The sequence below is a fragment of the Candidatus Collinsella stercoripullorum genome (assembly GCF_027669965.1).
Lineage (GTDB): Bacteria > Actinomycetota > Coriobacteriia > Coriobacteriales > Coriobacteriaceae > Collinsella > Collinsella stercoripullorum.
Genome location: NZ_JAQECM010000009.1, coordinates 1 through 13,682 on the forward strand (window position 1 = coordinate 1; position 13,682 = coordinate 13,682).

Below are 13,682 nucleotides of genomic sequence, written 5' to 3' on the forward strand. Positions count from 1 at the left end.
GCGGGGGCGGCGGCCTCGCACACGAACACGACGCAGATGACCGTGGAGATGACGGTCAGGAATTGGGAGCGACCCGGGGTACCGGCCAGGTCGGCGGGAGGCGGGAGACGAGCATCTCCAGGAGTTCTGCGACCGCAACGGGATCTCCAAGCGCGAGTCCGAGGTGCTCCGATTGGTGCTACAGGGCAAGAGCAAGCAGGAGATCGCCGACGAGCTGTTCCTTGCGCTGGGGACGGTGAAGACCCATGTCCACAACCTGCTGGTGAAGTGCGACAAGAAGAAGCGCGACGACCTGATCCTTTATTTCTGGCAGTCGTGATCGCGCCGTGTGGCCGGAGCCCATATGTGGCGCCCTCGTGCAGTAATGGTAGGGAATCGTGGGAGAGCTTGCGCGAGCCCCTCTTTTCGGAATAATTGATACTCGAATCATATCAATTATTCCGAGAAGAGGAAGACCATGAAGCGAACCATGACCAAGCTGCGTCCCGCCGTCACCGCGGCGCTCGCGTTCTCGATGGCGGTGCCCGCGCCCATCGCGCGCGCCGCCGAGCTCGAGGCGCTGGAGGAGCCCGAGTCCCCGTCCGAGGAGGGGGCATCCCCCGAAGACGAAACCGTCCAGACCCCGCCCGTCGACGCGCCTCCCTCCGACGCCGCCGAGGCGGCGGGCGCGTCGAGCACGGCTTCCGACCCCGCGTCCCCGACCGGCTCGTCGGTCGCCGGCGAACCGTCCGCCCCCGATGCCGACTCCGGGAACGAGCAGGCGGGCTCTGACGTCTCCGCCGATGGGGCCGCGAAGGCGCCGCTGGCCGAAGGCGACGTTGCCGTCGATGCCTCGTCGTTTCCCGACGCCGCCTTCCGCGCCTGGGTGCTCGACCCCGCCAGCCTTCGCGGGGCGGGTGCCGACGGGGTGCTCACGCGCGAGGAGCGCGAGGCGGTGACCGGGATCCTCGCCAAGAGGCTCGGCATCCGCGACATCACGGGCATCGAGCTTTTCCCCAACCTCACGTTCATCGACTTCGAGGGCAACTACATCGAGCAGGCGGACCTGTCGGGAAATCCCGAGCTGCTCACGGTGTACCTGCGCAACAACTGCCTTACGAGCATCGATTTTTCGCACAACACCAAGCTCGAGTTCATCGAGATCTTCGACAACCGCCTCGCGGAGGTCGATGTGTCGATGCTCCCCAACCTCAAGTTTGTCCACCTGGACTACAACGATCTCAAGGTCATCGATCTGAGCCACAACACCAAGCTCGAGTCGGATGGCTTCGTGGGCAACAACAACCCGCTCGAGAAGGTGGTCCTTCCCAAGATCGAGGGGCGCTCCTTCGACTCGTTCGTGATCTCGGAGCTCGACGAGTACAAGGGGTACACCTCCACGCTGCCGGAATGGTACACCACCGCCGACTTCCAACCGGGCACGGGCATCACGCCCTCCACGGTGGCCGATCGCGTATACATTCCCTTCGACGGGCAGACGCTCTACGTCAAGCGGACGCCCAACGCCTATACCGTGCGCTTTGACGCCAACGGCGGCGACGGGACGATGGAGCCGGTTGCGCGCACCTGGGACGACGGCGCCCAGGCGCTGCCCGCATCCTCTTTTGGCCGCCTTGGGTACCGCTTCGCCGGCTGGGCGAAGGATCCTGACGGAAAAGCGGTGTACGGCGACGGCCAGGAGGTCGCAAACATCGCCGGCGCCAAGGATACGGGCGAGACGGTGACGCTCTACGCCGTATGGGAGCCCGTCGCCGAATCGAGCGGATACTTCCGCTCCCAGCTCTCCGGGGATGAGCGCGCGCTCTACGACGAGATCGTCTCGCAGCTCGGCGGTCTTACCGACCCCGGCGATCCCGGCGCGCTCGAGGTATATGCGCCCGATGGGCTCGACCGCTCGCTCGACCGGGCGCTGTTCGCCGCCCTGCGCGACCATCCCGAGTACTTCTGGATCGACTACTCGCGCCTCTCATGGGAGGAGACGGGCGAGTCCCGGTTCGCCCTGGCGCCGCGCGTCACCGGCGAGTCGTACTTCGTGGACGGCTTCACTGCCGAGAACCTTGCCGGCTACCGCGAGCGCTTCGAGGCCCGGGTTGACGAGGTCGTGGCGGGGGCGCCGGCAGATCCGCTGCTCGCGGTGAGGTACTTCAACTCGTGGCTTTGCGCCAACAACGTGTACAACCCCAGCGGGCTGGGCGCCTCCAACTTCTCGCGCACGGCGGCGAGCGGGATCCTGAGCGCAAACGACGCGGCGAGCGGGCCGGTGTGCTACGGCTACGCGACCGCCATGAAGGTGCTCCTCGATCGCGCGGGCATAGAGAACGCCTACGTGGAGGGATGGGCGTATAACGGCAAAAACGGTTCGGGCGAGCAGCACGCCTGGAACTACGTGAACGTCGACGGCTCATGGTACGCCGTCGACCCCACCTGGAACGACCCGTCCTCCGCCTCGGCCCCTGCGCTCGAGACCTATCTGCTGGTGGGTTCGGGTACCGTCACCGCGCCGTCCCTTGCGGGTAAGGAGGCCTTTGGCGCCAACCATGACGCATCGAAAAGCCCCGCTTTGCGCTACGGCTTGGGCTACCCGACGCTTTCCGTCGACGCATGCCCGGGCGTTTCCGCCGGGCTCGTCGAGGTGGTGGACGGGGACGCCTCCCGGCGCTTCGACTCGCTCGATGAGGCCCTTGCCGCCGCCGAAGAGGGACAGACGATTCGCCTTTGGGGCGATATCGAGCTCGCGGGAACGGCCACGGTCGCCCGCGATGCCGTCATAGATCTCAACGGCTACGGGCTGGCCTGCCCGTCGGCGGCCGCGCTGCGGGTGGATGGCGGCGCCTCGCTGAGGATCGCCAATTCCGCGGGCGCCCAGTCGACCGTCTCCTCTCGCACGGGCGCCGCCGTGATGAACGGCGGGAAGCTCACGGTCGACCCATGGGTGCGCCTGAAGGGTGCGGGCATGAGCGCTGTGTCGGGGACGGCGCCCGTGGCGGGCAAGCACGCCTATCTGGTGCGCACGACGGGGGCGTATACGGCATACGAGGTCGTGTCCCCTGCATCGCTCGAGGCGGGGGCCGCAGACGTCGCCGACGCCGGCGGCACCCTCGAGGGCCTTATCGCCTATGTGAACGGGGAGGGCAGGCCCCGGGTGGACTTCTCCTACCTCACGGCGACCGGCTCGTCCATGCCGGTTCCCGGCACCGCGGTCCCTGCATATTCCTGGGAGCTTGCTTCCGAGGCCGAGGCGGGCGACGGCCTCGCGCGCGGTACCTACACGTTCGAGGCGACGGCGTTCGGCTATGAGCTGTCCTACTCCGTCACCGTGGGGGATCGAGCTCTCGAGCAGTCGCTCGAGGCGGCTGCAAATAAGGCGGACTCCGCCCTCGCCGAGCTCGCGTCCCGGGCGGAGGCCGGTCTTGTGACCGCTTACGATCTGGAGCGCGCCCGCACCGAGGCGGACGCCGCCCTCGCCGCGATGGGGGAGGCGTCGACGGCCGACGAGGTGGATCGGATGGCCTCGGCGCTCCTCGCGCGCCTGGACGCGACGCCCACGACCGCGCAGCGGGCTTCCGACCTGGAGGCGGCCTGGCGCGCCGAGCACGCCCGCGCCCTCGCATGCGTCTTCGAGGGGTCGGTTTCGTTCGCCAATGCCGTCGAGCGTCTTGCGGCGGCGCGCGAGGCCATCGATGCGGCGAGCCTGCAGAGTCTGGCGGACATGCTTCCCGAGGGCATGGGGGCGGCCGACCGCGCGCTCGTGGCCTCGATTGCGCGGTCGCAGATCGAGGCTGCCGCCGATGGGCTCTCCGGTCTGGAGGCCCTCGCGGCGGCAGCCGCCTGGTCCCAGGGCGCCGCGGCGGTGGTCGACGGGTTGCCCGACCCGGTGACCGGGGACGAGGTCGAGCCGCTCCAGGATCTTGCCGACAGCCTCAGTGCCCTCGAAGGAGAGGTGCGCCGCCTTATCTCGTCCGTCGATGCGTCGCGGATCTCCGATCTTCTCGACGAGGCCCTTGCCGCTGCAGATGGCGAGGGCGAGCAGCAGCCTGGTGATGTGGGCCAGCCCGGCGAGGGCGAGCAACCCGGCGATGATGGCGAACAGCCCGGCGACGGGGAGCAGCAGCCCGGCGATGATGGCGAGGGCCAGCCCGGCGACGAAGAGAAGCCGGGAGACGAGGAGAAGCCCGGCGAGGGCGAGGAGCAGCCCGGGGATGAGGACCAGCCCGGCGACGATTCGACGGGGCTGGAGGACGGCTCCACGGAGACTGACGATGGGACGTCCGAGTCCGACGATGCCGGTTCGGTAACCGAGGACCACAAAGATCGGGTTCCGTCATCAGCCGGCACGCTGCAGCGGGAAATGACTGCCGACAACGGCCGAAACGAGGGGGCGTCCCGATCCCTGACGTCAAGCGCTGCCGCGGAGTCCACCTCATCGACCTCGACGGGCACCGACGCTCAACGCGATGAGGCGGTGCAGGATGAGGATGCGGCTACGGCGAGCGCGTCGACCAAGGCGAGCACGTCGGCTGAGGCAGATTCCGACGTACCGGTCGCAGGTGTTGCCGCTATCGCCGCAGCGCTCGCTGCGGCAGCGGGCGCTGTGATAAGGTTCCGACGCCGTTCGTAGCCGCCCATATCCGAACACTCCCGATCGGAATGGCTTCACGGGGAGGGGGCGCGGGTGATCCCGCGCCCCCTCCTTGCGTTTGTGGTCCCGTTTGCCCGGAGGTTCGCCCCGCCTGCCGAAGGGGGGCACGGACCGCGCGGGCAGCCTTTGGACCCGGGTTTGATACCTTAAGGATTGCCTAAGGAATCCTCGAGATATCCCGTGGGTGCAACGGGTAACAGAAGCGGACCTAGTAAGTGCGCCCGGTCCCGGTATGAGGCCGGACGGGAAAGGAGATGCACGATGTGCACGGGTATTCGCTTTAACGACGCGGACGGGAAGATGTTCTTCGGCCGCAATCTCGATTGGACCCAGGGCTACGGCGAGCGCGTGGTGGCGACGCCTCCCGCCGCTCGGGTTCCCGCGGCGTTCGATCGCCCCAGCGACCCGAAGGTGGGACATGCCGTCATCGGCATGGGGATCGTCGTCGACGGCATTCCGCTCTATTTCGATTGCGGCAACGATGCCGGGCTCGCCGTCGCGGGTCTCAACTTTCCCCAAAGTGCGCGCTATGCTCAGCGGGCGCACGAGGGGTCGGTGAACGTCGCCGCCTATGAGTTCCCCTATTGGATCGCTCGCACGTTCTCGACGGTGGAGGAGGTTCGGTCCGCCCTTGCGGGGGTGAACGTCGTGGCGAAGCCGGTCAACGACCGGCTCCCCGTTGCGAACCTCCACTGGATCATCGGCGACGCGACGGGCAGCATCGTGGTCGAGTGCATGGAAGACGGGCTCCACATCTGGGAGAACGACGTCGACGTGCTCACCAACGAACCCGATTTCGGGTGGCAGCGCACCAACCTCAGGAACTACCTCATGCTCGACGACGAGGAGCCCGCCCATGTCGAATGGCGCGGCGCCGCGCTGGCGCCCTTCGGTTCGGGCATGGGCATGCAGGGAATGCCCGGGGATTACGGCGGTCCTGCCCGCTTCGTGAAGGTCGCGTTCGTGAACAGCCATTATCCCATGCAGACGGAGGAGCGCGCCAACGTCGTGCGCCTGTTCCGCACCCTCGGATCGGTCGCCGTGCCGGACGGGTGCGCCAAGATGGCTGACGGATCCTGCGAGAAAACCCTGTACACCAGCTGCTTCTCCGCGGCGAGCCTCACCTATTACCATGCGGTCTACGACGACCCCACCATCCGTGCATACCCGCTGTCCTCCGTGGACCTGACGGGCGCCGAGCCCGTGGTCGTGCCGCCGGCGGCCTAGATGCGATTCCGAAACGATTTGATAGGGGAATGCACATGACCGCTCATTTGCAGACCAGACACGCCGCTTCAGATGGGCGGAGCGCTTCTGCCGGGGAGAGATTCCTCGTGCTGCCCATCATCGTCCTCATCCTTGCCCAGATGGGCGCTACGGGCGACAGCGGGGCGCTGTCGCTTGCCGCTTCGGCGCTTACCGCCGACCTGGGCGCCACCACCTCCGATATCCAGCTCGCCAATATGATCTATCCGCTCGTGGGCGGTGCCTTCATGGTCGCCGGCGGCCTCATGGGCACCATCTTGGGCTGGAAGCGCACGTTCCGCGCCGGCGCGCTCCTGTGCGCCGCGGGCGAGGTGGTGCTCGCCGTGGCGCCCAACATGTTCGTGTTCATCTGGATCGGCCGCGTGCTGGTGGGCTTTGGGGCGAGCTTCATGATCCCCTCGGTTTTGGGCCTCATCCCCCTGCTGTACAAGGGGTCAAACCGCACGGTCGCGTTCGGCTGCATCGGGGCGGCCTCGGGGCTCTCCGCGGTGCTGCCGCTCATACTCGGCGTCGTCATGGAGGCGGCGGGCATGCGCGTCACGTTCTTCGTGCTCGGCGTGTATTTCGTCATGGTGTTCGCGGTATCGTTCAGCCTGCCGCCCATCGCGCAGGACGGTGGGAGGCTCAAGTTCGACGGCCTCGGTGTCGCCTTCGCAGCGTCCGGACTCTTTTTGTTCCTTATCGGCATCTCGAGCGTTTCGTCTTGGGGCCTCGTAAAGCCGCTTCAGGGAGCTCCCTTCACGGTGCTCGGGATATCTCCCGCGCTGCCGCTCGCCGCGCTCGGCCTGGTGCTTCTTGCGGTTCTTATCAGGGTGGAGCGTGGGGTGGAACGCAAAAACGGCGTGGCCCTGCTGCCGCAATCCTTCCTCACCACTCCTCAGGTGCTCGCCGGACTCGTGGCGAACGCCATCATGTTCTTCTTCATGGGCGCTCAGTCCATTCTCATGGCACCTTACCTGCAACTCGTCGCCGGATGGTCTCCCATCGCGGTGGGAACCATCTCGATCGTCACCGGTGTCCCCACGTTCGCGCTCGCGCTTGGAATCCCCAAGCTCGCTCCGCACGCGAACCCGCGCCACGTGATCCAGGTCGGTTATGTCGCCATGGCCGCGGCGCTTCTCATCATGGCGCTCTCGGTCACGCCACAGGGGTCTGTGCCCGCCCTCGTGTACCTGGGCGCCTTCATGGCCGGCGTCGGAGCGGGCTCGGTGTCATCGCATGCGAGCAACGTCGTCGCGCTTGCCCTTCCGGAGCGCGACGCTTCGCAGTCCGGTGGTATCCAGAGCACGATGCGCAACGTCGGCCAGGCCCTCGGTGTGGCGTTCCTGGGCGCTGTCCTGCTCCTGGGAATCACGAACACCGTACGCACCCAGGCGATGGCCGATCCATCCATTTCCCCGCAGGTGACCAGCCAGCTTGCCGGCCTCAATATCGACTTGGGCAGCAGCAAAGCGTTCGAGGGGCAGATAGCGGATATTTCCATGACGCCCGGGGAGCGCGCCGAGCTCGTGGGGATCGAGGCGTCTGCGCGCTACGACGCCACCCGCGCTGCCTACGTGGTCGGTGCGGCGATCGTGCTGCTCGGTCTTCTCTCCACGCCGGCGATCAAGATCACCAGCCATGACCAGGCTGCCGAGGCGGAGGGGAAGGGCACCGAGAGGTCTCGTGCCGGCAGCGCGAGCTGATGCCGCCTGACGGATAGGGCGCGATGCCCGCAGCGTCGCGGCGAACCCGAAACGCAGGGCGCCCCGCCCCGCATTGAACTGCGGGGCGGGGCGCTGTCGGGTGCATGCGGGAGGGACGAGGGAGGTTCTCTTGGTCACGCCGATGAGGCGGGCCTCCGTCTCGAGGGGCGGCGCTACGGACCTTTGCATGCCGCCACCTCCTAGTTTTAGAAGGTGACGACGGCGCTGGAGGCCGTTACCGGCGGGCTTTATCGGCCGCGCGGCTCATCGCCAAGAAGACGGCACCGGCTGCCGTCGCGGCGATTGTAGCCAAAAGGACGGGGGAATCGGAGGTCTGGGCGAGTTTCCCGTCGTCTGCCTTCGAATCCTCGCGCTCCTCCTCGCGGACGGTGTCCCCATCTTCGGGGGCCTCATTTGCGCCCTGATCGCCTGCAGGCTGCTTCGCGTTGTCGTCGGGCTGCTGGTCGTTTCCGGCGTCCGGGGTCTCCTCATCGTCGGAGCCCGTGTCCTCACCGGAATCCGGTTCGTTCTCGCCGTCGCCCGCATCCTCGCCGTTGCCCGCGCCTTCGCCGTCGCCGGGGCTCTGACCGTCGCCGTCGCCGTCAGGGTTTTGACTGTCGCCGTCGCCGGGTTCCTGGCCGTCTTCGTTGCCGCTTTCGCTCTCGTCCCCGGCCCCGTCGCCCTCGGCGGGCGGGACGGTATCGCCCTCGCCGCCGTCTCCGGATTCGGGCTCATCGAGGTCGATCGTGAAGCGGACGACGGTCTGCTGTCCGTACTTGTTGGAGGCGGCGAGCGTGTAGACGCCCTCCGCGTCCACCTCATCGCCCGCCCGATACCCCTCTACGAGCTCGCCCCAGTCGGGGTCGGCGGCAGCCCTGGTCGCCACCTCATCGCCCGCCTCGGCGTCGACGGGCAGGCCCGTCTCGGTGTCGACGACGACGGGCAGCTCCTTGCGGTAGAGCTCGACCGAATCGGCCCGCTCGACCACGGGCGTTACCGCTGCGGAGTAGGTGGCCCCGTCCTCGATGCCCGTGATGGTGGGGGGCACGGGAACCTCGTCCAGCACATCGCCCGTGAAGAACCGCGGGTTGCCCCAGCCGGCATGGCTGTTGCCGGCCCCCTTGTCGGTGTTTTTGAGGGTGATCGCGACCGCGTTCTCGGGGATAGCGACCAGCACGTGCTCCTGCACAGCGTACCACCCCATGATGGGCCCGGTGTACAGGTTGACCTCTTCGGTCGAGCCGTCCTCTTTGCGGATGGTCGCCCATACCTCGGGCTGGATCTTGCCGTTCATGCCCCAGTTGACGTTCTGGCGAACGGTCCCGTTGATGCCGACCCAGGCGTCAAAGTAGGTGTAGCCCTTGCCCTCGATGTCAAACGTCGTGCTTCTGGTGTCGTTTTGGCGGATGCCCACGGCGTAGGGGACCTCGCAGCGGCCGTTCCACAGGCTCACACCCTCGAAGGTCGCCCCGTTGTTGCTCGTCACGCTGTCGGCGCCTGCGGCGGCGACCTCGCCGTCGACCACCTGCACGTACGCGGTCGCGTTCGCGGTGTTGCCCCGGTCGTCCTCCACCGAGAAGACGATCTTGTACAGGCCCGCGGCGAATCCCCCTTCGGTTCTGTCCTCCTCGAGCCCTCCGTCGTCAACGGTCACCCGGTCGATGAGGTCGCCCTGGTAGATGCTCGTCGCAGACGAGACGAGGCTCATGGCGTCGAAGCTCGCGGCGTCCTCGGGGGCGAGCACCGTGATCGACTCCTCGGCGGTAAGGGAGATGCTCGGCCACGACGTCCATGCGAAGGGGTAGCCCTCGGAGACCATGTCGGGGTAGCCTTTGGCGCGGTCGAAGAAGATCTCCTTGTGATGGCCGTGGAAGCCCTCGTGTGCGGCGTCGATGGACAGGAAGCAGCCGGGGCGGGCAAGAAGGTCGACGCGGTAGTAGCGTCCCTCGCTCGCGCCGCTGTCATCGTGGTTGAGCTTGACGTTGCTCCAGGCGTGGCTGTTGGTTCGCACCCAGTACGCCTTGATGCCCATGCGCTGGCACAGGTAGGCGCTTCCGCGCGCGTTGCCGCCGCAGACCGATTGGCCGTCGGCGAGCGCCTCGTCCATCATCTGGCCGCCCTTGTAGCTGATCCAGTCGGCATAGGGGTACAGCACGGCGCGCAGGCGCTGCGCGTCGGTCATGCCGTCCTTTTGGTTGGAGAGGAACCGCGTGGCGTTCGCCTCGGTCGCGAGCAGCCGCGCATGGTAGTACACCTCGCCGTCGCCGTCCTTCTGCCCATAGCGCTCGGGGACGAAGAACGAGACGGTTCCCGCCAGGCCGTTTTTGGACGAGACGGAGGTTTCCCAGTCCTTGACGTGGAAGCACCGGGGCTCGTTATCCAGGATGGTGGAGGTCAGATAGGCGGCGTCTGCGGCGGATACGCGGATGCCGGCGGCGTACAGGTCGATATCGATCCGGTACACGCTCTCGCCCCACCGGGTGACCAACGGATAGGCGTCCACGTTGTCTCCGAAGTCAAGGAGGGTGCTGACCGAGAGGTCGAAGGCGGCCTTGCCCTGCTCGTCGAGGTAGTCGCGGCCGGTGTACAGGAAGCTCGCGAACGGCGACGTGAGATAGTCGAGGTCAGCGTCGAGCTTCGTGCGCTCCCTGTCGCGAACGGTCATCTTGACGGTGCGCTCGCGCACGAGGCCGCCGCCGTCCTCGACGCGGTAGGTAACGTTAAACGTTCCGGTCTCGCCGGCGATGTAGTCGGTGGTGTAGGTGACCTCATTCGAGAGGTCGTTGCCCTCTCGGCCGTTGCGCAGGGTCCCGGCGGGACCTCTGACCGGCTCGTCGGTGGAGCCTGGATCGCCCGAGAGCGTCCGCGCGAAGACCCCCTCGAGGATGTTCTCGGGAGTCACCTGATCGGGGATGGCGAACTCCTTGTCCGATGCGGAGAGCCAGGGGGTCGCCTCGGGCTTGCCGAATGAGGCGTCCGCCCAGATGGTGTGGTTGTTGGGGTGCGCGCCCTTATCCGTCGCTTCGGCGACAAGCTCGAGGACCCGCACATGCGAGATGTCGACCGAGACGAACTCCGCATCGCTGAGCTCGGTCATCTCCGGGCTCTCCCAGAGCACCTCGCCGTCTCCCACGACCTTGAACACGACGCGGGCGCTCTTGCCGTCCGCGCGCGCCGACGCCCCCACGCCGACCCACGACTCGAATGTCTCGTAGCCGTAGTCCTGGATGTCGTTGTAGCAGATGGTTGACGGAGCGTGCGCGAACATGCCCGTATCGAAGGTGCGCTCCCGTCCGTCTGCGAGCAGGGAGAGGGGTTCTCCGTCATAGCTCGCGTCGAGGTACAGCTTGCCCCAGCCCACAGAGTACCCGGTTGGCTCACGGTCGGAAAGGTGCTGGGCGTATCCCGCGTCAACGGTTGCGCCGCGTTCGATGGCGAAGGCTGCCGCGGTCGGGGTGCTCTCGATACCGATGGCGGCGATCGGGCCGGCAACGGTGATGGTCGTGATCGCCGCAAGGGCGACGGCCGCGCGACGGGCGGCGGGGGATGGGCTTCTCATGCTCTTCTCCGCGTGCTCGAGGGTGATATCCGACGCCCCGGGGGGCGGTGCCCGATTCTAGCAGCTCCCTCCTATATGTTGCAAAATACACAACATTTACGATGCCCGGAGGTCGGGCCTCCGGTCTCCGCGGCATGGGAAACGGCCCCTTCCGGAGGAAGGGGCCGTTTCCGAGGGGGGGACGGCTTGGGGGCGGCCGGCGAGAACCGGATCTACGCGTTTCGCGGCGCGGCCGCAGACAGATCGCCTGCCCGCATGGCGGCTTGCCCCGTCTGCTCCAGGTACCTGCTGATGAGGTATCGGGTGATCGCGGAGCGCGACGCGATGCCGACGATCTTGCCGTCGACCACCACCGGCATCTTCTTCACGCCGGCGCGGCTCATGGCGGTGCAGGCTTCCTCGAGCGAGGCGTTCGCGGGGATCGTGAGCGGCTCGTCGACGCCGATCTCGAGCACGTTGAGGTCCATGATCTGGCTGAGCTTCTGCTCGAACTCGGCGTCAGGATCGCGGAAGACGTCCATGAAGAACACCGTCTCGCCCATCGAGACGGGGGTGTAGTCGATGGTGCGCAGGTAGCGCATGATGTCGCCGTCGCTGATGAAGCCGACGACGGCGCCGTCTCCCTTGACGATCGGCGCGCCGCTGATCTTCCTTGCGGCGAAGAAGGACAGGGCCTCGCGCACGGTGGCGGTTTCGGGCAGGGTGTAGACCTCGCGCTCCATGAACGTGGAGAGCGCGTCGGGCGATACCTTGGGCTCGCCACCTGAGTTCTTGAGGCGGTTGTAGTAGCCGTCGACGAAGGCGAGGTAGATGATGAAGCCCACCACGTAGGCGATCGCGGTGAGCGCGAAGCCGTTGGTGAGGCCGATGCTCTCCTGCATAAAGCCCATGAGCAGCGACCCGATACCGATGCCGATATCGTATGACAGCAGATAGGTCGCATTGGCGACGCCGCGCTTGGCGGGCGGGGTGGTTCCGGTCACGAAGGATTGGAACAGCGGCTGGAGGATGCCGTATCCAAGACCGAAGAAGAAGCCGGCGGCAAGCAGGTGCGCGCCCGTCTGGAGGAAGGCGTAGCTCGCCATGGTGAGGATGAGGATCACGATGCTGATGAACACCAGGATGCGGTGCTTGCCGGCGTCGATCATCTTCTGCGTGGAGAGCTTGGACAGCAGCATGCCCGCTACGAGGCAGATGTAGAAGTAGGGGATGACGTCGTTGAGGCCCTTCTCCTGCGCGAGGATGGAGGAGTAGGCGATCACGGCCCCGTAGGGAATCATGAGGAACATCATGTTGCCCATGAACGGCAGCGCGGGTTTGTAGATGGACTCCTTGAGGGAGAACTTGCGACGCTTGATCTTGGGATAGCTGATGCGGCAGCACGAGACGCAGATGAACGCCGCGACCGAGATCGCGAAGACCGTGAGGAACGAGGCGGTGCTGCTCAGGTGGTTCTGGACCTGGATGCCCACGAACGGGCCGACTGCCATGCCGATGGAGATGGTGAACGCGAAGCGGCTGATGTCCTCGGTGATCTTGTTCATTGGGAGCACGTCGCCGGCAAGCGTCATCGTCGCCGAGCCGCATACCGAGTAGACCGCCCCCATGAACAGGCGGATCGCCACGAGCGCCCCGAAGAACGGGAAGGCCGGAAACAGCGGGAACGCGATGCAGAACATCGCGAGGAAGAGGAGGTAGACGCGGTAGCGATTGAAGTTATCGAGCAGATAGCCCGCGATGGGACGGAACAGCACCGTCGCGACCGACATCGCGGTGAGCACGATGCACACGCCCGAGCCCGTGATGCCGATCTGCTGGCAGTAGACCGGGATGATGGGGATCGACGCGTAGAACGCCGCCAGAACGAGCAGGTTGGTTATGAACAGGAGAACGAATCTCCTGTTCCATATCTTGTTGGTTTTCTCCATATAGGGCACGACTTCCTCTCTGTTCCATAAATAGTTGCAATTGCCACCAAATTAGGATAGGAAGGCCGCTGCGCCAGTCAATATCAAGTTGCAATTGCCACCAATTTGGCGTCTGCACCGAAGCGTATAATCTAGCTCCGGCATAAGGAGGCCGATTGCATGACGAGCACCATGGACGATCCGTTCAAGTCGATTTCGGTCCTATACCGCAAGTCGCATATCTGGCTCAACGTCGCCTGCGCCGATTTGGGGCTCACCGCCGCCCAGGCGGTGGTGATCCTGATCGTGTGCGACTTCGGGACGCTGACCCAAGATGAGGTCACCAAGCGCCTCGGGCTGGACAAGAGCGTCGTGGCAAAGACGCTCGCCAAGCTGGAGGAGTCAGGCTTCTTGGAGCGCTCGACCAACGCGCGGGACAAGCGGACCTACGATATCAGGCCCACCGAGCGCGCGCTGGGGGTGTATCCGCTCGTCAGAGAGCACGTCGGCGAGTGCTTCGCCCGCATGACGAGCGCTATGGGCGAGGAGGACAGGGCGGAGTTTCGTCGCCTGCTCACGCTCGCCGCCGAGACCACGATCGAACAGGGAGACTGATCGGGAGGGAT

General features: G+C 66.2%; 7 protein-coding genes. 5 read left to right on the forward strand and 2 right to left on the reverse strand.

Annotated features, from left to right (window positions below):
* The first annotated feature begins 142 nt into the window (after positions 1 to 142).
* From PHA29_RS03670 to PHA29_RS03685, 4 genes are all read left to right on the forward strand, one after another.
* Positions 143 to 319 (forward strand): response regulator transcription factor, encoded by a 177-nt coding sequence (locus tag PHA29_RS03670; protein ID WP_270848195.1) that lies wholly within the window; start codon positions 143 to 145, stop codon positions 317 to 319.
* 138 nt (positions 320 to 457) lie between these two features.
* Complete coding sequence (locus PHA29_RS03675; protein WP_270848152.1) at positions 458 to 4,618, forward strand: transglutaminase domain-containing protein; 4,161 nt, start codon at positions 458 to 460, stop codon at positions 4,616 to 4,618.
* A 282-nt stretch (positions 4,619 to 4,900) separates the two neighbouring features.
* Entirely contained in the window at positions 4,901 to 5,866 is a 966-nt protein-coding gene (gene bsh, locus PHA29_RS03680) for a choloylglycine hydrolase (protein WP_270848153.1), read from the forward strand.
* Positions 5,867 to 5,973: 107 nt separating this feature from the next.
* Positions 5,974 to 7,590, forward strand: coding sequence for an MFS transporter (locus PHA29_RS03685; protein WP_270848154.1), 1,617 nt, complete (start codon positions 5,974 to 5,976; stop codon positions 7,588 to 7,590).
* 235 nt (positions 7,591 to 7,825) lie between these two features.
* Here PHA29_RS03685 and PHA29_RS03690 read toward each other — a convergent pair whose 3' ends face one another.
* Complete coding sequence (locus PHA29_RS03690; RefSeq protein WP_270848155.1) at positions 7,826 to 11,149, reverse strand: NPCBM/NEW2 domain-containing protein; 3,324 nt, start codon at positions 11,147 to 11,149, stop codon at positions 7,826 to 7,828.
* Between the two features lie 212 nt (positions 11,150 to 11,361).
* Positions 11,362 to 13,077, reverse strand: coding sequence for an MFS transporter (locus PHA29_RS03695; protein WP_270848156.1), 1,716 nt, complete (start codon positions 13,075 to 13,077; stop codon positions 11,362 to 11,364).
* A 159-nt stretch (positions 13,078 to 13,236) separates the two neighbouring features.
* On the opposite strand from PHA29_RS03695, the gene PHA29_RS03700 reads away from it, so the two are divergent.
* Positions 13,237 to 13,671 (forward strand): MarR family winged helix-turn-helix transcriptional regulator, encoded by a 435-nt coding sequence (locus PHA29_RS03700; protein ID WP_270403461.1) that lies wholly within the window; start codon positions 13,237 to 13,239, stop codon positions 13,669 to 13,671.
* Positions 13,672 to 13,682: the final 11 nt, after the last annotated feature.